This is a genomic window from Occallatibacter gabretensis (assembly GCF_001449115.1).
Taxonomy (GTDB): Bacteria; Acidobacteriota; Terriglobia; order Terriglobales; family Acidobacteriaceae; genus Telmatobacter; species Telmatobacter gabretensis.
The window spans coordinates 161313-182299 of record NZ_LAIJ01000010.1 but is presented as its reverse complement, the minus strand read 5'-3'; the positions used below and the strand labels follow the sequence as shown (position 1 = coordinate 182299).

Below are 20987 nucleotides of genomic sequence, written 5' to 3'. Positions count from 1 at the left end.
GTTGTTGGAGGGATAGGCCTCGGTGGAACGAACGATTCGAATCGTTATTGCAGACGATCATCCCGTCGTTCGTATAGGCGTCCGCAACATGCTTGCGGATGCGAACGGATTCGATGTGGCGGGCGAAGCCGGAGACGGCGATGAAGCGATCACCCAGACGCTTGAGTTGCAGCCCGATATTCTTCTGCTGGATCTGTTGATGCCCAGGCTGCCTGGCCTTGAGGCGATGCGGGCGATCATGAGCGGATCGCCGACGGTAAAGATTCTCCTGCTCACTTCCACGATTACGACACAGCAGATTATTGAGGCCCTGCATATTGGGGCGCGCGGGATTGTGCTGAAGGATTCGCTGGTGCAGGATCTGCACACTTCCATCCGTACCGTGGTGAGTGGGGATTACTGGATTGGCGGCAAGCGCGTGGCGAACCTGGTAACGGCTCTGCATGAGCTGATGCAAAAAGCAGAAGTGCAGCCGCGCAAAACCTATGGACTGACGCCGCGTGAGATGGAAGTGGTGGGCGCCATTGTGGAAGGCTGCACCAACCGTGACATTGCGCGCAGCTTTGGGCTGAGCGAAGAGACGGTCAAGCGGCATCTCTCCAATATTTTCGACAAGACAGGCGTTTCGACACGGCTGGAACTGGCGCTGTTTGCGATTGCACACCAGCTTGTGGCTGCGACGCAATAACAGGGACTTTCGAGAGGGCAGAATCGCCTTCTCAGGAGAGGAACTGCTGAAACAGCCGATCCAGTAGATCAGCTGTTTCGCTGCAGACGCCTGTGTGGACCGGCGACGGCTGGATGATGGTGCTGCGTGGAGCGACGAGCCAGTGAAACCGCTCCCGCTGTGAGAGCGAAGCGATGGGGCCTGCCGAAGGATCGCCGACGCAGATGAGCTCCACAGCCTGAAGATGTTTTTCCACAAGCGCAAGATCGATATCTGCCCATAGCGCCTGGATGCGGTCGCGGTCGAGATGGACACGCGCGGCGAGATAGCGTTTTTCCGGACAGAATACGATGACACCGGCGTTGATGAACTCCTGCCGCTCAACCCGCGGCACAAGGCGCAGGATGGCGTAATCAAACGATGCGGGTTCGGGCATCTATCGCCTCCTGCTCAAAGATATGCGCAGCATTCAACCTGCGGACGAGGAAATCGAGATAGCCGGAACGCCGTTCAGCCGGGCTTTCACCAGTCGAATCGGCGGCAGACGCTTCAAGCCATTCTTCCGGGACCTGGTGGAGAATTTCTTCGAGGATGGCGGGCGTCAGCTTTGCGCAGGCCTCGCGTCCAACTGCCGGGATTTCCGCGGCCCAGGGAAGAAGAATATGGCTTTCGATCTGCGGAAACGGCGCATCGATTTTAGATTCACGGCTTGGCCAGTCGTGATGGAAAAAGAGAGCGGCTCCATGATCGATGGGGTAAAGCTTTTTGTGCCACACCAACAGATTGGCGTTGCGGGCGGTGCGGTCCACGTTCTGCGTGTAGGCATCGAACCAGACGAGAAGCGATGCCTCTTCTTTTGAAACGGTGTCGCGCGCCGCGGGATCGAAGGTGACGGAGCCGGGAAGATAATCGAGCGCAAGATTGAGGCCGGTGCTGGCTTTGAGAAGCTGGCGAATTTCGTAGTCGGGTTCGTTGCGGCCGAGGACGGGGTCGATTTCGATGAACACAAGCTCGGGAACACGCAAGCCAATGGCGCGGCCAATCTCGCCGGCAATGAGCTCGGCCAGCAGAGAACGAATTCCCTGCCCAGCACCGCGAAATTTAACGACGTACATGCCAAGGTCGCTGGCCTCGACGATCGCGGGCAGCGAGCCGCCTTCGCGGAGTGGAAGCACGTAGCGCGTTGCCTGGACTGTTCGCAGCATTGAATTCTAAGTTTAATGGACGCTGGCTGTGTCCGCTTCAGAAGCCGCGCGTGTGCAGGTAGAAGACCACAGCTGATGCGATGAGGCAATAGATTCCGAACAAATACCAGTGCCCGGATTCCAGCCAGCGGCTTAACCACTTGAGCGCGAGCAGCCCCGCAATGAAGGAAAACACTGCGCCGAGTGCGCCGGTGAGCAGCGATGCGTGGAGATCGATGGGAGCGCTGGAGGCGGCAGATGCATGCACGGCTTTGAGCAGGCGAACCAGCTCCGCGGCGATTACAGCTGGCGTGATGAGAACAGCCATCGCGAAGCTAAAACGCTCGGCTGGTTCTTTGGCTGCGCCGGTCAACATGCCGGTAGAGATTGTCGCGCCAGAGCGGGAGAATCCGCGGAAGGGCAAGGCGATTCCCTGCACCAATCCCATCCATAATGCCTGCCTGAGGGTTAATGTGGCTTCCTCATCGGCAAGGATTCGCGTGTAGCCGGCTTTTTTAATGCGGCGCTCCATGAGGCCGGCGATGAGGATAAGGATGCCGGCGGCGGCGAGAGCGGGCGCGATGAGCTCGAGATGACTGAAGAGCTGCTCGATCTCGGCTTTCTCCGCTCCACGAAAGATAGTTTTTTCAAGAATATTCTTGAGAGCAATACCGACGATGCCGGTCAGCGCTGTGGCGCACCCCAGATACACGACAATGCGTATGAATGAGCTGGTGCTGGAAAAATAGACCTTCTTCCATGTCTTCCAGAAATAAACGATGACGGCAAACATGGTTCCGGTGTGGAGCATCACAAGGAGCAGAGTCATTTGCGGCGAGGACGGATCGAGGCCCATCAGTTTTTCAGCAACTACGACGTGAGCAGAGCTGGAGACGGGCAGGAGTTCGGCGAGACCTTGAATGATGGCGAGGATGATCACGCTAAGAATGCTCATGCTCAAGTGGTATCACACTCAAATTACATAGAAGATTTCAGGGTGATGATGCAGGTTTACGATTCGTGCTGCGATGATTCCGCATCCATTGAGAAGGAACTGAGATTGTGAATTGCGGCGGCGGAAACTGAGAGGATATTTCGCAATGAAGATTGGATTTCTGGGATTGGGCAGCATGGGCACGCCGATGGCGCTACGGTTGATTGCCGCCGGGCATGAGCTGGCGGTGTGGAACCGCACTGAAGGACGCACCAAGCCCCTGTTACGCGAGGGCGCGATTGCGGCTGCGACGCCAGCCGAGGCCGAGCTTGGCGCGGATGCGGTAATCACGATGCTGTTTGACGATGCGGCCAATGAGGAAGTGCTCTTTGGCGCGAATGGATTGCTGGATGCGCTTGAGCCGGGCTCGCTCCATATTGCCTGCAGCACGATCAGTGTGGCGCTTTCCGAGAGGCTGACAGAAGCGCATAAGAAGCGCGGCATTGGGTTTGTGGCGGCTCCGGTGTTTGGCAGGCCGAATGTGGCCGAGGCCGGCAAGCTGTGGGTGGTGCTGGCGGGCGCGCAGGATGCGGTGGAGCGCGCAAAACCGGTGCTGGATGCGATCTCACGCGGATTTACGGTGGTGGGCACGGAGCCGAAGCAGGCTCATGCGGTGAAGCTAGGCGGAAATTTTCTGATCTCGGCGATGATCCACTCGCTCTCAGAGGGGTTTGTTTTTGCGGAGTCGCAGGGGATTGAGCCGGGGGTCTTCTTCGAGGCGGTGAACAGCGCGCTGTTTCAATCGCCGTTTTATGCGGCGTATGCCAATGTGATGCTGCGTCCGCCGGAACATGCGGGGGCGACGATTGGGCTAGGTAAGAAGGATCTTGGGATGTTTCGCGCGGCGGCGAAGACGGGCGGCGTGACGCTGAGTTTGGCGGAAGAGATGATGGGAGTCTTGGAGCAGGCGATTGTGGATGGGCTTGGTGGCGAGGATTGGGCGGTGGGGCAGTACAGGATGGCCGTACAGAGATCAAGGGTCAGAGATCAGAGATCAGACGAAACTGGGTTGTAGCCCAAGAAAACCAGGCCATAGCTATTCCACGCTAGAGGCAAAGAACAAATACGCCGCCAGGATGTAGCACCCGACTTTGGTTGGTTAGGATGAAGGCATGAAACTTCAAGGGAAGATTGTTTTTGTCACGGGAGCGAGCGCGGGGATTGGCGCAGCGACGGCAATGGCGTTTGCTGGCGAGGGTGCAAAGTTGTTGCTGGCGGCGCGGCGTGTGGAGAAGCTGGCTGAGATTGCAGACGAAGCGCGGAAATATGGTGCGCAGGATATACATACGTTTGCGCTGGATGTGCGGGACAATGACGCGGTGGTGGCTGCGATTGCGGCGCTGCCGGAGGGTTGGCGGGAGATTGAAGTCCTGGTGAACAATGCCGGGCTGAGCCGTGGCCTGGAGAAAGTCTACGAGGGCAAGATTTCCGACTGGGACGAGATGATTGACACCAACGTGAAGGGGCTGCTGTATGTGACGCGCGCGGTGGTTCCGGGCATGGTGGAGCGCAAGAGCGGGCATGTGATCAATCTAGGGTCGATTGCCGGGCACATTACATATCCGAATGGCGCGGTGTACTGCGCAACGAAGGCTGCAGAGAAAGCAATCAATGACGGACTTCGGCAGGATGTTTTGGGAACGCCGATCCGCGTGACCAGCGTGGACCCTGGGATGGTCCAGACCGACTTCAGCCTGGTGCGCTTCCACGGCGATGAGGATCGCGCCGGGAATGTCTACAAGGGCGTGAAGGCGCTGACGGCGGAGGATATCGCGGACGTGATTCTGTGGGCCGCGACGCGACCGGCGCATGTGAATATTGCGGATGTAGTGCTTACGCCGGTGCAGCAGGCGAACCCGTACATGCTGGTTCGGGACTAGCCGACCAGGCAACTGCGCCTTCGGCGCGGTTGGAACCGATACGAAATATTTTCATCCCTCTCGCAGGCGACAAAAACAAATACATCGCGAGAGCTGGGCAGCCTCGACGGTGGAGCGCAATAAAAAACCCGCTTTCGCGGGCCGGTTAATTCAGCTTTTCCAGTTCGGCTTCAATCTGTACCAGGGCGGCTTCAAGGGCCTGGCGGCGTGCCGGGCTTGAGGTTCGCTGCGAAAGGATGTTTTCCTTTTGCAGGTTCAGTGCCTGTTTCTGCCGGGCGCGGTGAGTACGCTCGGATTCCGCGACGCGGCGAGCTTCCCCAGCGTTGAAACCTGCCGGCACTATCGGTACCGTCTGCTGCACTGTTGCCATTTGCTCCTCCACGGATTTACTTTCCCAACCACGTGCCATATCTTCCATTCTACGGGGACTTCGACTCGTTTCGATTCCTTAAAATTAGTTTTTTGACCGAAAATCAGCAGGTCTTTACGGGTTATTCATACGTGAACAAGTGTTAAGGAGCATTTATGCGGGTTTGGCAGATCAGTTCTTTTGGAATCGACAAGCTGGAGTTTACGGAGCGACCGACGCCGGTACCAGGGCCGGGAGAGGCTCTGGTGAAAATACATGCCATCTCATTCAATTATCGGGACTTGATGGTGGTGAAGGGGACCTATAACCCCAAGCTCAAGCTGCCGCGGATTCCCTGCTCGGATGGCGCGGGCGAGGTGATTGCGGTAGGCGATGGCGTGTCGCTGTGGAAAGCGGGTGACCGCGTGGCGGGTATCTTTATGCAGAACTGGATTGACGGGCCTCCGACGCCGGAAAAGACCAAGGGTGCACTGGGCGGCGACATGGACGGCATGCTGGCGGAGTATGTTGTGTTGCATGAGAAAGGCCTGGTGGAGGTTCCCGAGCACCTGAGCTACCAGGAGGCGGCAACGCTGCCGTGCGCGGCGGTGACAGCGTGGAATGCGCTGGCTGCGGCGGATCTGAAGCCGGGCGGGACGGTGTTGATCCAGGGGACGGGCGGAGTGTCATTGTTCACGCTGCAGCTGGCGCGGCTGAGGGGAGCGCGGGTGCTCGGCGTCTCGAGCAGCGACGAAAAGCTGGAGCGAGCGCAGGAGTTGGGTCTGGATGCCGGGTTGAACTACAAGACCACGCCGGATTGGGCCCGCTGGGCGATGGATGAGACGGACGGCGAAGGCGTGGACTTGATTGTCGAGGTGGGCGGCGTAGGGACTCTGGCGCGATCCCTGAAGGCCGTGAAGATGGGCGGGACAATTGCGCAGGTGGGCGTGCTGACGGGATCTGGGTCTGGGCCTGGGCTGGCTCCGACTGAAGCATTGCCGGTTTCGTTGATTCTTCATAAGCAGGTGCGGTTGCGTGGAATTTATGTGGGCTCACGGCAGGATTTTCGGGATATGAACAAGGCTGTTTCGCTGGGCAACCTGAGGCCTGTGGGCGAGGATTTTCCGTGGACGCATGCCCGCGAAGTGCTGGCGCGGATGGAGAATGGCGCGCACTTTGGCAAGCTGGTGATGTCGGTGGGGTAAGTACAGAGATCAGGCATCAGGGGTCAGAGATCAGGGTTATAGATAAAAAACAAAGGCCGTAAAAAGCCATAGATATTCCCACCCTGGCGGCAAAAAACAACTATGCCGCTAGGGTGGGTACCCTTACATAAATTTCCTAGCTGAAGCCGAGAACCGGATGCGGCGTGTATGGTTCTTCGAGGGATTTGATTTCCTCTGGCGTGAGCTTGATGGAGAGTGAGGCTGCGGCGTCCGCAAGATGGTGCGGTTTGGTGGCGCCTACAATGGGCGCCGTGATTGCGGGTTTGGCGAGTAGCCATGCAAGTGCGACCTGCGCCTGCGGCACTTCGCGTTTGGATGAGACTTCAACGAGACGATCGACGACCTTGTGGTCAGCATCTTCTGTGGGTGAATACATGGTTGTGCCGAAGCGATCGGTTTCGAGGCGTTTGGTGCTTTCGGAGTTCCAGGGACGCGCTAAACGGCCACGGGCGAGCGGACTCCACGGAATGATTCCGATGCCTTGATCGACGCAGAGGCCGGTCATCTCGCGCTCTTCCTCGCGGTAGAGCAGGTTGTAGTGGTTCTGCATGGAGACAAAGCGTGTCCAATTGCGAAGATCGGCGAGATAAAGCGACTTGGCGAACTGCCACGCAAACATGGACGAGGCTCCGATGTAGCGCACCTTGCCGGCCTTTACGGCGTCATGCAGGGCTTCGAGGGTCTCTTCGATGGGGACTTCGTAATCCCAGCGGTGAATCTGGTAGAGATCGACGTAATCGGTCTTGAGACGCTGAAGGCTTTGATCAAGCTCAAACAAGATGGACTTGCGCGAGAGTCCTTTGCCGTTGGGTTCGTCGCGCATGAGGCCATGGACCTTGGTGGCGATAACGACGGACTCGCGACGCGTGTTGGCTTTGAGGAAGTTGCCGAGAACGACTTCGCTGTCGCCGCTGGAGTAGACGTTGGCTGTATCGAAGAAATTGATGCCGAGATCGAGTGCCTGCTTGAGGAACGGCTGGCTGTCAGCTTCATTGAGCGCCCAGGCGTGACGGCCTGGTTTCGGTTCAGCACCGGCGGGCGAACCGTAGGTCATGCAGCCGAGACAGATGCGGGAGACCTTGAGTCCGGTCTTGCCGAGATTGACGTATTCCATTGCTTCTCCTTGAAAAGTGTGGAAGGAAACGTTAAGAGTGGAGAATTTTAGAGATGCATTTTTAAGTACGCGCATCGGAAAGCAGATGTTGATAGATGCGTAGCGTCTCGCTGTTGAAACAGACGAAGAAAAGCTCGTCTATGCCACTTTCTTTTGCGCCGCTTTCTTCGATGCGCGAACGCACGATTGCGATGGCAATCTTAGCGGCGCGCTCCGGCGGAAAGCGATAGACACCGGTGCTGATGGCGGGAAAGGCAACCGACCTTGCTCCAACTTCAAGCGCTAGCTCAAGGCAGCGACGATAGCACCCGGCAAGGAGATCGTCTTCACCATCTGCGCCGCCGTGCCAGACCGGGCCGACGGCGTGAAAGACCCATTTGGCGGGCAGGCAAAAGCCGGGTGTGGCTTTGGCATCGCCGGTGGGGCAGCCATTGAGCTTGCGGCAGGCGATGAGCAGATCAGGTCCGGCGGCGCGGTGAATGGCTCCATCTACGCCTCCCCCGCCGAGCAGCGACTCGTTGGCGGCGTTGACGATGGCGTCGACGTGGAGCTGCGTTATGTCTCCTGAGACTGCGGTGAGCTGAGCCATGAAGCGCCCTCGCATTGAGGATACGCCCGCGTTTTTCTGGGTCGCATCTTGTAGGGGCTGCGGTGAATCGAATGGTTATGGCAAAGAGTGAAGGCGAACTGGCGGTTTCTGTTCTCGATCTGGTGGCGCTGCATCCGAATGAAGCGCCGGGAGCGGGGATTGCGCGCTCCGTGGACCTGGCGCAGCACGTCGAAGCGTGGGGCTACACACGATTCTGGCTGGCGGAGCATCATTCGATTGCAGGCATTGCGTCTGCGGCGACTGCGGTGCTGATTGGGCATGTAGCGGATGCGACGAAGACGATTCGCGTGGGCTCGGGCGGCGTGATGCTGCCGAACCATGCGCCGCTGATTGTGGCCGAGCAGTTCGGCACGCTGGAGGCGATGTATCCGGGGCGCATCGACCTGGGGCTGGGACGCGCGCCGGGCGGAGACTATCAGACGATGCGCGCGCTGCGCAGAAGTATGGCGCAGAGCGGGGATGATTTTCCGGAACTGCTGGAGGAATTGCGCACCTATCTTGGACCGGACCGGCCGGGGCAGGCTGTGAAGGCGACTCCTGGGCAGAATACGAATGTGCCGATTACGCTGCTGGGGTCGAGCGGCTTCAGCGCGCAGCTGGCGGCTCGGCTGGGGCTGCCGTTTGCGTTTGCGGCGCACTTTGCGCCGGAGTCTCTGTACGCGGCGGCGGAGATGTATCAGAGGCAGTTCCGGCCGAGCGAGACACTGGCGCGTCCATACATGATGGTGGGCGTGCAGGTGGTTGCGGCGGAGACGGATGCGGAGGCGCGCAAGCTCTTTACAACAGCACAGCAACGGTTTCTGCGGCTGATTCGCGGTCAGGCGGTGGAGTTGCTGCCTCCGGTGGATTCGATGGATGAGCTGTGGAATCCGGCTGAACGTGCGGCGGTGCAGAGCAAGCTGGGCGCGGCGATTGTGGGATCAAACGTGACGGTGAAGGCGGGGCTGGAACGGCTGGTGAGTGCGACCGGGGCGAGCGAAGTGATTGTGGTGACGGATACTTACCGGCATGAGGATCGGCTTGAGTCGTACCGGAGAGTGGCTGAGATTTCCAAAACGGTCGAGACGGCGGTAAGAGTCGGGTAAATACGTTTGCAGCGGTCCCAGGGCGGATTACACTACGAAGGCAGTAGGATTTTACTGAGAATGCCGATGGAATGAGTGTCGGCTTTGCAATGCTGGCCTGAATTCCGACCCGAAAGCGTCTGAGACATTGATTCTGAGCGAGTTACAACCGGCTTGGTCCGTTCCCACACATGAGGCGAGGACGGGAAGCCATGTGCGTAGAGCAAACGTGCGTGGAATCGGGCGATTGTTTCTGGCTGCAGTGGGTATGGCACTCCCCCTTGTGCTGGTGGGATGCGGGGCCGGATCGGCGCGGATGATGCAGCCGACGAGCACGGCGTTGATGCTCGCCGGGGGCGAAACAAGCATTGATACGAACTGCACGGGCTGCAATGCCACGCGCGCGAGCGGCGGGGCGGTTTACCGGATCACGACAATGCAAGCCGATGGAGCACCGGCGGATGCGACCTGGATGCTGAGCGGCGGTGATGCGAAGGCGGGCGCGGGCAGCATAAATAGTGCGGGCGAATACACGCCGCCGGGATTTTTGACAGCCGATCGTGTGGAGGTGACGCTGACGGCGCAGCTCAAAGCCGATCCTTCGATTACAGCGACGACACATCTTTCCATCACACCGGGATTTCTGGAGCCGCTTGCGCCGGAGAATGCGGCTGTGGCTCCGGGAGGGACGATTACGCTGAGCGGGCGGCTGGCGCAGGCGGGTGGGAATACGGCGATCCACTTTGCCGTGGCGGCCGGCGCACATGAAGGCGGGGCTGGCACACTGGGGCCGGTGGAATGCACGCACGCACGTGACACATTTACGACCTGCACTGTGACGTATACGGCGCCAGCTACAGTTGATGCCGCAGGCAGCGTGACATACGTGGAGGCGCGGACCGGAGCAGCTAAGACGGAGACGGCGATTCTGCTAAGCGCGGCAGGAGTGATGAGCAATCCGGCGCGGCACCGCGAGGCGCTGAGCTGGCCTGTGGCATTGGGCGGGTCAGGCGGAAACAACGGCGATCTGGATGCGCATGGGAGCACTGTGGCGGATTGCTGTGGCGGCACGCTGGGCGCGCTGATTGCGGACTCGAATGGACATCAATATCTGCTGAGCAATAACCATGTGCTGGCGCGCAGCGATCATGCAGCTGCGGGCGATGCAGTTGTGCAGCCGGGGCTGATTGACAACAATTGCACACCGTATGGCGATGGGCCGGGCGCGAGCCCGGTGGCGTCTTTGAGCGCGTGGCTGCCGCTGAAATCCGCGCAGACCAATGCCGATGCGGCGATTGCGCTGATTGGCACGCGCACGGTGGATCAGAGCGGCGCGATTCTGGAGTTAGGCAGCAAGCAGGCTGATGGCACGCTGGGCGCGGCGGCTCCGGGAGTCAGTTCGACGGATGGCAAGGGCGAGACCGGAAAGCTGACGATGAAGGTGGCGAAGAGCGGACGCACTACGGGACTGACTTGCGGTGCGATTACGGCGGTCGACGTAGACGTGAACGTGGACTACTTTGCCGATTGCGCCGAGACGCGGCCTTACCTGACGAAGCTGTTTACGCACCAGATAGCGCTGAGCGGGGATCGCTTCTCCGATGCGGGCGACTCCGGTGCGCTGGTGGTGGATGCGGCGAATGCGGAGCCGGTGGGGTTGTTCTTTGCTGGCGGCGTGGATGCCAGTGGTGTGGTGCAGGCCATGGCGACGCCGGCGCCTGAAGTTCTGAATGAGCTGAGCGCGCAGGGCTCGTCTGGCGGAGCCGGGGCGGGAACCAGCTACAGCTTTGTGGGCGGCGCGGACCATGCGGTAAGCTGCCTGAGCTATGGCGACAGCGCGGTAACGGCGGCACAGCGCGAGCCTCTGAGCACGGTAGAGATGGCGCGTGCGGCGCAGGCGCTCTTTGCCGCACGGCTGCTGGTGAACCCGGGCCAGGGGATTCTGGGCGTGGCTCTGGGTAAGAGCAGCGACCGTGTGGGCGAGGCTGCGATTGTGGTCTACGTGGATGAGACGATGACGCCGAGTGTGCCGGCGCAGGTGGGCGGCGTGCGGACAATGGTAATTCCCACCACGGAGCCGGCGGTTGTGGCTGGCACGGCGCCTGTGGCAAACACGGCGGCGATGACGGGATTGACGGGGGCGGCGCTCAGCCGCGCGTCGCAGGCGAAACAACAGGCAGCACGGCAGTGGATGCAGGAGAATCCGGCGATCTTTGGCGTGGGTGTAGGGCAGAGCCTGGACAATCCGCGCGAGGCGGCGGTGGTGATCTACGCGGACCGCAGCCGGCTGCCAAAGGATCTGCCGGAGACGATGGATGGTGTGCGGACGCGGTACATTGTGATGGACCGGCTGCATGTGACGCGGTCCTACATGACTGCCGGTCCGGCACATAAGTGCATGGCCAAGCCGAGCGAGGCTGTTGCCCCGTTGCCTTCCCTTCCCGATCCGCTGCTTAAGCTGCCTCTGTTCTGATACGCGTGTTGCGCCGGGCTGCGAGTGCGATGAGCGCGATGATGAAGAGGGTAAAGATGGCGTTGCCGGCTCGGGCTACAGTCAAACTCACATTTTCAATAAGCGGAGGCTGAGTGAAGCTGTGACCTCCGTAGGCGAGTGCTGCGCCGGCAGCCAGAGCCAATTTGTGTAGTGGCGTCCATGCTTTGCTCTTAGACCAGAAGAGAATCAGGACGAGTGCAACCGCATCAAGTGCAAAGACTGCAGCTGCAGCCCACCAGTTCCAACGATTGGGAACGAACATAACGCCGGAACCCAGAAGCAGAGTGACGAAACCGGTAAGCCATGGGTTGGGCACGGGCATAGAAGCGATGGCTGGTTTTGAGCGTGGAAGCAGGAACGCGGCAACGGCGAAGACAACGATGAGGACTGCCGCTGTGATGAACTGCGCGTGTGAGGCGAGATAGTGATCTTTGGCGTAGCTCAGGCGCGTCATCGCAACTGCGCCAATGGCAAAGAGTACCGTGACGATGGAAAGTCCGATGGGGCCGAGCCATGGAGTGGTGTTGCGGCTGGGGGCAAGGGCTTCCGCGATTGCGATGGAGGTGCAGACGCTCCAGGCTACGTGCAGAGTGAGCACAAAGATCGTCCACCACACGCCGATGCCTAGTGCGGGAATGAATGCGGGATCGAGCAGATGGAAGTTCTTGCCGAGATAGTTGGGGTTGAAGAGCGATTGCGTGGTGAAAGCTTCTTCGAGGATGCCGTAGGCAATACCGAGCAGGAAAATGCTGGGCCAGCCGCGGCCTGTGCGGCGCACGACTTCACGGATAAGCAGCGCGCCACCTCCATACATGGGCGCTAGCAGCACAAGCGCAATAAGCAGGGTGATAGGGAGATCGCCCAGGAGGTACTCAGCGATAAACGGAGCGAGAAAGAAGAGCCCGATGGCTGCGGAGATGCTGCGCCGCGGCTTCGGCTGCGTAACGGTCATGAAGGCCTCCGATGGGAATGGAGACGTTGTGGGCCGTCCCGCGAGAATCGAAATCAATGCATACTTTGTACGCTTGAAGGGGCCCGGCGTCAATTGTTATTGTGCGGCTGCCTTGAGTGCGGCGATGTCGAATTTTTTCATCTGCATCAGGGCCTGAAAAGCCTTGGGGCTGTTGAGCAGCTCGCCGATATTGGCAGGCACAATCTGCCAGCTCAAGCCGAACTTATCTTTCAGCCAGCCGCAGGCTACCTCGGCACCGCCCTCTGTGAGCCTGGACCAGTAATGGTCGATTTCCTCCTGCGATTCGCAGCGCACGACGAGCGAGATGGCATCGGTGAAGTTGTGGCCCGGGCCGCCGTTCATGGCTGTGAACTGTTGGCCGTCCAACTCGAAGCTGACTGTCAGGACTGCGCCTGCGCGAGTGGAAGGATTGTCGGCGGGGCTGCGCATTTCGCCATGACGGCGCGAGTTCTTGAAGATGGATACATAGAAGTCGACTGCCTCTTCGGCGTTGTTATTGAACCAGAGAAATGGCGTGATCCGAGGGAAGTTTTCAAACAGACTCATGAGCTATCACCTTTGTCTCGAAAATTTCATGACGAAATTCATTGCGGGAAAGACGGTTGATCCGATACGTTGTTATCAACGTTGTCCATCTTAACACTGAGATGATTGCGGAATGCAAGCGGAAACGAATAAGGCGCTGTCGTATTTTTAGTGCAAACCTTGAATCCCGGAAAAGGAGACTTCCTCATGAAACTGCAACCCTATCTAAACTACGGCGGCAACTGCGCTGAAGCATTTCGCTTCTATGAAGAGCATCTTGGCGGCAAGATTAATTTTATGATGACCTTTGCACAGATGCCCGAACCGAAACAAATTCCACCGGGTATGGAGAACGGTGTTCTGCACGTATCAATGATTTTGGGTGAAACGGTGGTTATGGCGAGCGATGTGCAACCGGAACGATTTCAGCCGATGCGGAGCGCTTACCTTTCGCTTTCTGTGGATAGTGACCAGGAGGCGGAACGCATTTACAAGCTGTTTGAGGAAGGCGGCGAGATATTCACGCCGATCCAAGAGACATTTTTTGCCACACGCTTTGCGATGCTGCGAGATAAGTTCGGCACATCGTGGATGGTCGTTCACAATCGGCCTATGCCTTCGTAAATCCGATCCTGCGCCGGCTAGAATTTTCCGTTATATTCTGATTCCCAACTAGCGGAGGTTGGGTGAAACTGTGCCATCCGTAGGCGAGTGCTGCGCCTGCAGCCAGAGCAAGCCTGTGCAGAGGCATCCATGCTGTGCTTTTTGAACAGAAGAGAATCAGGATCAGCGCCACTCTATCCAGAGCGAAGACAACAGCGGCAGCCCGCCAGTTCAAGCTCTGTTGAACAAGCAAAACGCCTGATGCGAGAGCTAGTGCGAGTGGGTCAGTTTGAGAGAAATCCTCCCTCAGAGGCTAAAGCCCTATGCATTCAGCGGGATTGGATGTGCTGGCTTAAGACCGTGCCCTTCAAACTGACCCATTACCTTTGACGGCTAATGTTTCTGACAGCAGTTCACGGATTTGCCGGCTGCCGCTTCGTGCCTCCGGGCGGCCCGGCCCAGCGGTTCAGGGTTGTCGCCAAAACAACAAGCAGTGCGATATAAAGCAGGCTCAGGTTGCGCAGCTCACCGGGTGCGCAAAGGAGCACAAAGAGGGGCACGTTGACCGCCGCGGCGATGCTTGCGTGGGACCTGAGGATGGCAGGCAGTCGAGGCCAGGCACGCCAGGCGGTCCATGCAAGCAGCGCCATGGGGAAAACCGTGGCAGCACTAAGTGTCGTGATTCCGTAGGTCTTGTCTGTGGCAAACAAGAGCGTCTGCAGATGGGTGAAGAACTGAACCTGCTGACGCCAGTGCACCTGGAATGTGCTGCCCGGGTTGTGCGCAAAACGGGAGTGGATGAGGAGATAGACACTTGCGCCCGTGAGGCCGAGAATGCAGACGCCCAGCAGCGCGCTTCACCTGGAGCTGCGCTGACGAAAGAATGGGGAGAGGGTGGGTATGAAGAGCAGGAATGATTCCTTGTTCCAAGTGGCGAGCACGGGGATGGGAAGAAGCCACCACCACTTGAAGCGCAGCGCCATCCATGCAGCCAGCGCGAGCATTGCGAGCTCGGAGTAATCGTAGAAATAGCCGCCCATGTTCATCGTATACGGCATAAGAAGCAGGACAAGCAGCGGAGCGAAGATGGATGAGAGGAGCGGAAACGAAAGCTCCGCACATATCCAGCACATGGCATAGAGCGCGAGAAGGACAAAGAGGCAGGTGGAGAGATAAACGACTAGAAAGCGAAACGCATACGCCTTGTAAGCGGCAACGGACGAATCAGGATCAAAGTTTGTAGCGAGAACAGAAGAAACAGGTCTGGGGCTTGAGGGACGCTGTGCGACGAACCAGCTTTTCCATGCGGGTGGCACGACGCGGTCTGCGAAGTTTGCGCTGTCGGGCAACAGTCGCCGGTAGACGTAGGGACGGGAGAGCGTGCCGTCGAGCATGAAATCGATGCGAGCCGAGCTTTGCTGGTAAGTATCGGGTCGTATGATGGATTCCCACTTGCTGTAGAAGCCATTGACAGAAGCGCTTGCAGTAATGGCGTAAACCAGAAAAATCCATACCCGGTCGTAGAGGCGCAAGCTGGTCACAGATTCTCTCCTCGACCGAAGTGCCTCGATTATATATTTGTGTGCTTTCTGAACAGGCGCCGCGGGCGAAGGTCATCCATCAGAATAGCGAGGTTAATTTGGTCTCACCTTACAATCAATCTGCATCTTTCATCCCGAATCAACAGAGGTGTATTAGGCTTATAAGCGATCAGATTTCTGAAAGGTCGAGGCACCCCTATGAGCACTTCTTCCGCCGCTACCCAGACACCGCTGACTCAGCTCCCTGCCTGGAAGGCGCTTGCCACCCATTACGAGAAGATCCACACAGAACACCTGCGCGATCTATTCAAGAACGATCCCAAGCGCGGCACGCGTTTTGCTGTCGAGGCTGAGGGCATTTACCTTGACTACTCCAAGCACCGCATTACGGAAGAAACGCTGAAGCTGCTACTCCAGCTGGCTGAAGAGAGCGGGCTGAAGGCGCGCATTGACGCAATGTTCAGCGGCGAAAAGATCAATACTACGGAAAAGCGCGCCGTGCTGCATGTGGCCCTGCGCGCTCCCAAGAGCGAGAAGATTGTCGTTGACGGTGAAGACGTGGTTCCCGGCGTGCATGAAGTACTCGATCGCATGTCCGCCTTTGCCGATCGCGTGCGCAGCGGCGAGTGGTTGGGCTACACTGACAAGCCGATCAAGAACATCATCAACATCGGTATTGGCGGATCCGACCTTGGCCCGGTGATGGCTTATGAGGCGCTGCGGCACTATAGCCAGCGCGACCTGGTCTTCCGCTTTGTCTCAAACATTGACGGCACTGACTTTGCTGAAGCCACGCACGATCTTGATCCGGAAGAGACGCTCTTCATCATTTCGTCAAAGACCTTTACCACGCTTGAAACGATGACGAACGCGCATTCAGCGCGGACGTGGGCGCTCAAGGCGCTGAAGCATCAGGCGGCTATTGCAAAGCACTTTGTCGCGGTTTCGACCAACGCCGCCGAGGTGTCGAAGTTCGGTATCGATACGGCCAACATGTTTGGCTTCTGGGACTGGGTTGGTGGACGCTACTCGATGGATTCGGCGATTGGCCTTTCGACCATGCTGGCCGTTGGTCCGGATAACTTCCGCAAGATGCTTGCCGGCTTTCATAGCATTGACGAGCACTTCCGCACGGCTCCATTTGAGAAGAATCTGCCGGTGCTACTAGGACTGCTGACTGTCTGGTACGCTGACTTCTTTGGCGCGCAGACTGTGGCCGTGCTGCCCTACGATCAGTACCTCAAGCGCTTCCCCGCGTACCTGCAGCAGCTCACCATGGAGAGCAACGGCAAGCACGTGACTCTCTCCGGTGATCACGTAAACTACGAGACCGGCCCGATCTTCTGGGGTGAGCCGGGAACCAACGGACAGCATTCCTTCTATCAGCTGATCCACCAGGGCACGCATCTGATCCCGAGCGACTTCATCGGCTTTTCAAAGACGCTGAACAAGCTCGGAGACCATCATGACCTGCTGATGGCGAATGTGTTTGCTCAGGCGGAGGCTCTGGCCTTTGGCAAGACTGCGGAAGAGGTAAAGGCTGAAGGCACCCCGGCCTGGCTGATGCCGCACCGCGTCTTTGAGGGCAACCGTCCATCCAACACGATTCTGGTGGAGAAGTTAACCCCTGAAACGCTGGGCAAGCTGGTGGCGCTGTATGAGCACTCTGTCTTTACGCAAGGAACGATCTGGCAGATTAACTCATTCGACCAGTGGGGCGTGGAACTGGGTAAGGTATTGGCCAAAAAGATCGGCGGCGAACTGGAAGGCGCGGGCGAAATCACCACGCATGACAGCTCCACCAACACGCTGATCAATTTCTACAAGAAGCAGCGCGGCTGAACAGCGGCGTTAAAACACTTCGGGGAGCAGACTTTGTGCCTGCTCCCCGAAGTGTTTTGACACCTGCTGGATCTAAATGCATTCCGCCGGCTCAGCGATGGCCAAAGTTGTAGAGCGCGCTGATGGTAAATCCATTCGGATTAAGTGCATTGGGGCCGAGAAAATCGGGCCACCACTGATATTCGTAATCGGCGCGCAGGGTAACCCGATGGATCAGACGATAGTCGACACCGCCGCCTATTGAGCTAACCGTACGGGTGTCATGGTTATAGGGAACGATATCCTGTGCGAAGTGGATGTTGCCATAGGATAAAAGGCCTTTCGCATACGGCTCGAACTTATGAAACCTTACCCAGTGCGGATGATAGATCAGGCCGCCTCCGAGCGTAAACGTACGTGGAACGATGGGCGCGCCTGTGACGGGCGCCGCACCGCGATGCCAGATCAGATTCCGCCCCTGGCCTTCAATATTCAAATCCTCTAAGAAACGCGGAAGCGGTGGATGATAGTCCACGGTATAGGCAACGCCAATGGGATGCGGATTTGGGCCCCAATCCTGGCTAAACATGGAAAGACCTGCACCGACAGACAGACGAGGATGATCTTCACTTGCCGAGTACACAGCCTGTGCGGAAGCAGGCCCTGCTATGAGAATGAGCAGCAATGCAGGGATGAACCATAATAGCGGCTTACTTTGCATATTTCTCTATCTCCTTATAATTCAGATGTTCCAATGGAATCTGTAGGCTATCCGGGGAAAAATATCTCTTGAGTAATTGCAACAAGGTAAATGAATCAATAAAGTAATGCGCCTGCTTCTTTTTTTATTGCTGCAACCAGGCCATGCAGGCTATCGATACGTTCAACGGCCAGCGCATTTGATTGTACTAGCCGCAACTTACCCGGCAAGTATTCGACGGACCTTTCCAGTACTGGTAACACATCCGAATAGGTAATGTAGCGCGTATCGCGCCCGATTTTTACCAGGGCACGCAATGCGCCCATAGCGCCAAGTTGTTCCAAAATATCCGCATCGCGAAGAATTATCGCCTCTATCAAGACCGGCTCGTCCTGCGGCTGATGCGTTCGGATAGATTCCGCAACTGCATTTAGTTTGGATGCAGGAAATCCCCAGGCAGACAATAATTCTCGCGAGCGGGCGATTGTATACGGCACATGATCCCAGCGCGCCAGCTGAGCCGGATCGCTTGGCCGGTGACCGAGGAACACGCCAAGATCATGCATCCAGGCAGCAGCAAAGACGACATCGTCGTCGTAATCCATGCCGTTGCCAATTTGCGTGGCGAGAGCGTAGAGGCGAGGTTGATGGCCGAACTTATCCACAGGCTGGGCCTCGGCGCGGATATATTCGACCACAGATTCCCGCCAGTTGGCTGTGTTCATGCGGTGGCCTCAGGCCAGCGCGGTACGATCCGGATCAGATCGAGACCGCCGGAATTTTCCACGGTGAACTCCGGCGAGGCCGCAGGAATTAGCACGATATTGCGCGCTGGTATTTCGATCGGCCCAAATGCGTCGCTCACGAGGCGTGCTGACCCCTCAGCGGCAAAGAGGTAAGAAAGCCCCCGCGGAGGCTCGCCGTCATAGCGCAGATCGGAACTGGAACGGGATCCCTCGATGGCAATTCGTTCTATGCGAAAGTATTCCACGTCGATGAGAATTGTCCGATCGCTCAGCACTTGCGCGGCAATTTTGCCGGAACGCGTTGCAAGCTTGGTTGCTTCAAGAGATTTCTCGATGTGCAGCTCACGCGGACGGCCATAGTCATACATGCGATAGGTGGTGTCTGAATATTGCTGTGTCTCGAAGAGGATGGCTCCAGGCCAGATCGCATGGACCGTGCCCGCATCGACAAAGACCATGTCGCCCTTTGCGACGGGAACCGCATTCAGGAAGTCTTCCAGTGTGCCGTTGTGAATGCCGGCTCGCACTTCATCCATGCTGACGCCGGGCTTGAGGCCAAGAGCGACCGCTGCTCCCGGATCCGCAGCGAGGGTATACCAGCACTCGGTCTTTCCGCGCGGCTCGCCATACTTGTGCGCCATTGCATCGTCCGGATGCACCTGCACGCTGAGCTTTTCCTTGGCGAAGATGATCTTCATGAGCAGAGGTGATCCGGGATGCCCCTTGGACCCCATAAGCTCGGCCGGGGCCTCGGAAAAGAGCTGGCCAAGCGGCTTGCCGGCGTGATGGCCTGAAGCGATGCGGCATTGATCGCCCGTAAACCAGACTTCGCCGATCGGCTCGTCGCCGGCGGTGACGTCAAACCAAGGGCGAAGATCGCGGTAACCCCAGATGCGCGGGTCAAAGTGAGGCTGAATGAGGAATGGGGCGAAGTCGGGGGAGATAACAGGTTCTGATGAGGTCATATGAGTGGGGTACCGGTCAGCTTGGGAATGAACTCTTCCCTTGTTCCGATTTTGCCATACATAGAGTGCCGGGAGGCTCAGCAAAGGCCGAAAAAACAAATCCCCGGGGCGGCTAAGCTCCCGGGGATTGTGGAATTGTTGAAGCGTTTATCTCTTGAAGGCGATACCGACCAGAGGAACAGGGTCGCTATGCAGGCCGACGTCGTTTACCGGAACCAGGACGTTGGCATAGAGCAGTATATGCTCCCTGGTTTTGGGTACTATCCACTTGAATCCGCCGCTAAAGTTGAAGGTGGTATAGGTGGTGTTTCCAGGAATGGAATAGGCAAGCTGAGACGGAATTGCGAGTCCCGGCTGATGCGAGGGCGGCAGCTGAATATTACCGGCACTCAGAGAGGGCGCGTTCACATACTGATTGCCCACGACGTCAGCCACGAGTGTAAGTGTGCGGAGAAGGCCGAAATCTGCGCCGAAGGCGTAGTTCAGACCGCCGGGAAGATTTTCATGCGGGGGATGCTGGATGTCCAGGAGCTGGGATTGGCCGTTCCACTGATAACCAACCTTTACGTGCGGAGCGATTCCGTGATGCTTGAAGGTGCCGCGATATTCGACCAGGCCGTAGGCATTGACTCCATACGCACCGGAGCCAAGATAGTTGTTGGCATCCCCGCTGGGAAAGCGCACCTGTGCACCAACCGCACCGGCGTAGCGGCCTTCCTGACCGAACAGAAGCTGTTTGACATTGACCGTCACGTCACCAACGCCGGAGGCGTTACCTTTGGTGATCAGAGGCACCTGCGTAGTAAGGCCCGGTGAGGTGAGCAGTGTATAGACACCCGTAGTGGGCGAATAAAAATAGCCCTGATAATTGTTGCTGGTGACGTTCAGTGTGACGTCATTGACGGGAACCGCGATAGTGACATCTGTGGTTTTGGTCACACCGTAGGTCAGCAACCCGATGTACTGATCCATTTGCAGGCCGACTTTGCTTTGCAGGCCGCCGTAAAAGGTGCCTGTGTTCCCCGCCAACATAACATTCTGCACCTGCGCACCCAGGACGAAGCTGTTTAGTTGCAGCCCATCGATCTCAGTGAAGTTGAAATGCTGATAGGCAAAGCTGAGGAAGAACTTTCTCCTGGGAAAGGTATCGGGGCGGTCAGAAAGAATCGGACCTAGGTTGTTGAACGGCGAACCTATATCGCTGCCGGGAAGTCTCAGGGTTACCGTGCCTGCGGCCGCGCTCGGCATAGGCAGCTGCGCCAGCTGAGTTGCAATGGAAGCGTTGATCGGCGTCGCGGTCAGCGACCCAGCCTGGTACAGCTGCTGATAGACCGGGTCAGTCTGAGGATTTGCAGGCAAATTGCCGCCGTAATAGATCAGCGCCAGGACAGAGCCGCTGTAAGGATACTGACAGACCATTGGGGCCGAGGTCGTTGTGGACGCGGTGGGGCAGTTTACCTGTGCTGACAGAAGCGAAGCTGATGCAAACGCGACGCATAACAGCGCGACTTTAGCTTTCACAGTTTGACTC

The 20987-nt window shown here is 57.9% G+C and carries 22 protein-coding genes; 8 read left to right on the top strand and 14 right to left on the bottom strand.

Annotated elements, in window-relative coordinates:
* Nucleotides 1–22: 22 nt before the first annotated feature.
* A complete protein-coding gene (locus tag VO84_RS17075; RefSeq protein WP_058188960.1) occupies nt 23–688 on the top strand; it encodes a response regulator in 666 nt (221 codons plus the stop codon).
* A gap of 31 nt (nt 689–719) precedes the next feature.
* On the opposite strand, the gene VO84_RS17070 is transcribed toward VO84_RS17075, so the two are convergent.
* The 3 genes from VO84_RS17070 to VO84_RS17060 are packed head-to-tail and all read right to left on the bottom strand — an operon-like array spanning nt 720 to nt 2806.
* Nucleotides 720–1103 carry a DUF3037 domain-containing protein gene (locus tag VO84_RS17070; RefSeq protein WP_058188959.1) on the bottom strand — a complete coding sequence of 128 codons (384 nt, stop codon included), beginning with the start codon at nt 1101–1103 and terminating at the stop codon, nt 720–722.
* Nucleotides 1081–1872, bottom strand: a complete 792-nt coding sequence (locus VO84_RS17065) for a HipA family kinase (protein WP_058188958.1) — start codon at nt 1870–1872, stop codon at nt 1081–1083. The genes VO84_RS17070 and VO84_RS17065 overlap by 23 nt, the downstream gene beginning before the upstream one ends.
* A gap of 37 nt (nt 1873–1909) precedes the next feature.
* Nucleotides 1910–2806 carry an undecaprenyl-diphosphate phosphatase gene (locus VO84_RS17060; protein ID WP_058188957.1) on the bottom strand — a complete coding sequence of 299 codons (897 nt, stop codon included), beginning with the start codon at nt 2804–2806 and terminating at the stop codon, nt 1910–1912.
* 145 nt (nt 2807–2951) lie between these two features.
* On the opposite strand from VO84_RS17060, the gene VO84_RS17055 reads away from it, so the two are divergent.
* Both VO84_RS17055 and VO84_RS17050 read left to right on the top strand, forming a co-directional pair.
* Entirely contained in the window at nt 2952–3860 is a 909-nt protein-coding gene (locus VO84_RS17055; protein WP_058188956.1) for an NAD(P)-dependent oxidoreductase, read from the top strand.
* A 97-nt stretch (nt 3861–3957) separates the two neighbouring features.
* Nucleotides 3958–4725, top strand: a complete 768-nt coding sequence (locus VO84_RS17050; protein WP_058188955.1) for an SDR family oxidoreductase — start codon at nt 3958–3960, stop codon at nt 4723–4725.
* Between the two features lie 145 nt (nt 4726–4870).
* On the opposite strand, the gene VO84_RS17045 is transcribed toward VO84_RS17050, so the two are convergent.
* Nucleotides 4871–5143, bottom strand: coding sequence for a hypothetical protein (locus tag VO84_RS17045; RefSeq protein ID WP_231738031.1), 273 nt, complete (start codon nt 5141–5143; stop codon nt 4871–4873).
* Between the two features lie 107 nt (nt 5144–5250).
* On the opposite strand from VO84_RS17045, the gene VO84_RS17040 reads away from it, so the two are divergent.
* Nucleotides 5251–6279, top strand: a complete 1029-nt coding sequence (locus tag VO84_RS17040; RefSeq protein WP_058188954.1) for a zinc-dependent alcohol dehydrogenase family protein — start codon at nt 5251–5253, stop codon at nt 6277–6279.
* A 136-nt stretch (nt 6280–6415) separates the two neighbouring features.
* Here VO84_RS17040 and VO84_RS17035 read toward each other — a convergent pair whose 3' ends face one another.
* Nucleotides 6416–7414, bottom strand: a complete 999-nt coding sequence (locus tag VO84_RS17035; RefSeq protein ID WP_058188953.1) for an aldo/keto reductase — start codon at nt 7412–7414, stop codon at nt 6416–6418.
* Nucleotides 7415–7475: 61 nt separating this feature from the next.
* The gene (locus VO84_RS17030) at nt 7476–8003 is read right to left on the bottom strand and encodes an O-acetyl-ADP-ribose deacetylase (RefSeq protein ID WP_058188952.1); all 528 of its coding nucleotides are present in this window, start codon (nt 8001–8003) and stop codon (nt 7476–7478) included.
* A 77-nt stretch (nt 8004–8080) separates the two neighbouring features.
* Here VO84_RS17030 and VO84_RS17025 point away from each other — a divergent pair, with 77 nt between their 5' ends.
* Nucleotides 8081–9109, top strand: coding sequence for an LLM class flavin-dependent oxidoreductase (locus tag VO84_RS17025; RefSeq protein WP_058188951.1), 1029 nt, complete (start codon nt 8081–8083; stop codon nt 9107–9109).
* Between the two features lie 247 nt (nt 9110–9356).
* Nucleotides 9357–11561: a chymotrypsin family serine protease gene (locus tag VO84_RS17020; RefSeq protein ID WP_157439969.1), complete on the top strand. Its 2205-nt coding sequence runs from the start codon at nt 9357–9359 to the stop codon at nt 11559–11561.
* On the opposite strand, the gene VO84_RS17015 is transcribed toward VO84_RS17020, so the two are convergent.
* A complete protein-coding gene (locus VO84_RS17015; protein WP_058188949.1) occupies nt 11542–12534 on the bottom strand; it encodes a hypothetical protein in 993 nt (330 codons plus the stop codon). The two genes, VO84_RS17020 and VO84_RS17015, sit on opposite strands and share 20 nt — an antisense overlap.
* Before the next feature lie 96 nt (nt 12535–12630).
* Nucleotides 12631–13101 (bottom strand): VOC family protein, encoded by a 471-nt coding sequence (locus tag VO84_RS17010; RefSeq protein ID WP_058188948.1) that lies wholly within the window; start codon nt 13099–13101, stop codon nt 12631–12633.
* 186 nt (nt 13102–13287) lie between these two features.
* On the opposite strand from VO84_RS17010, the gene VO84_RS17005 reads away from it, so the two are divergent.
* Entirely contained in the window at nt 13288–13704 is a 417-nt protein-coding gene (locus VO84_RS17005; RefSeq protein WP_058188947.1) for a VOC family protein, read from the top strand.
* 392 nt (nt 13705–14096) lie between these two features.
* Here the strand turns inward: VO84_RS17005 and VO84_RS17000 are convergent, their stop codons facing one another.
* Nucleotides 14097–14441: a hypothetical protein gene (locus VO84_RS17000; RefSeq protein WP_058188946.1), complete on the bottom strand. Its 345-nt coding sequence runs from the start codon at nt 14439–14441 to the stop codon at nt 14097–14099.
* A 99-nt stretch (nt 14442–14540) separates the two neighbouring features.
* The gene (locus tag VO84_RS16995; RefSeq protein WP_058188945.1) at nt 14541–15224 is read right to left on the bottom strand and encodes a hypothetical protein; all 684 of its coding nucleotides are present in this window, start codon (nt 15222–15224) and stop codon (nt 14541–14543) included.
* Between the two features lie 198 nt (nt 15225–15422).
* On the opposite strand from VO84_RS16995, the gene pgi reads away from it, so the two are divergent.
* Nucleotides 15423–17066 carry a glucose-6-phosphate isomerase gene (gene pgi, locus VO84_RS16990; protein WP_058188944.1) on the top strand — a complete coding sequence of 548 codons (1644 nt, stop codon included), beginning with the start codon at nt 15423–15425 and terminating at the stop codon, nt 17064–17066.
* A gap of 91 nt (nt 17067–17157) precedes the next feature.
* On the opposite strand, the gene VO84_RS16985 is transcribed toward pgi, so the two are convergent.
* The 4 genes from VO84_RS16985 to VO84_RS16970 all read right to left on the bottom strand — a co-directional run bounded on the left by VO84_RS16985 (nt 17158) and on the right by VO84_RS16970 (nt 20977).
* A complete protein-coding gene (locus VO84_RS16985) occupies nt 17158–17766 on the bottom strand; it encodes an outer membrane beta-barrel protein (RefSeq protein WP_058188943.1) in 609 nt (202 codons plus the stop codon).
* Between the two features lie 95 nt (nt 17767–17861).
* Nucleotides 17862–18470, bottom strand: coding sequence for an HD domain-containing protein (locus tag VO84_RS16980; RefSeq protein ID WP_058188942.1), 609 nt, complete (start codon nt 18468–18470; stop codon nt 17862–17864).
* Complete coding sequence (locus VO84_RS16975; RefSeq protein WP_058188941.1) at nt 18467–19456, bottom strand: type I phosphomannose isomerase catalytic subunit; 990 nt, start codon at nt 19454–19456, stop codon at nt 18467–18469. The genes VO84_RS16980 and VO84_RS16975 overlap by 4 nt, the downstream gene beginning before the upstream one ends.
* A 147-nt stretch (nt 19457–19603) precedes the next feature.
* Nucleotides 19604–20977, bottom strand: a complete 1374-nt coding sequence (locus VO84_RS16970; RefSeq protein ID WP_157439968.1) for a transporter family protein — start codon at nt 20975–20977, stop codon at nt 19604–19606.
* Nucleotides 20978–20987: the final 10 nt, after the last annotated feature.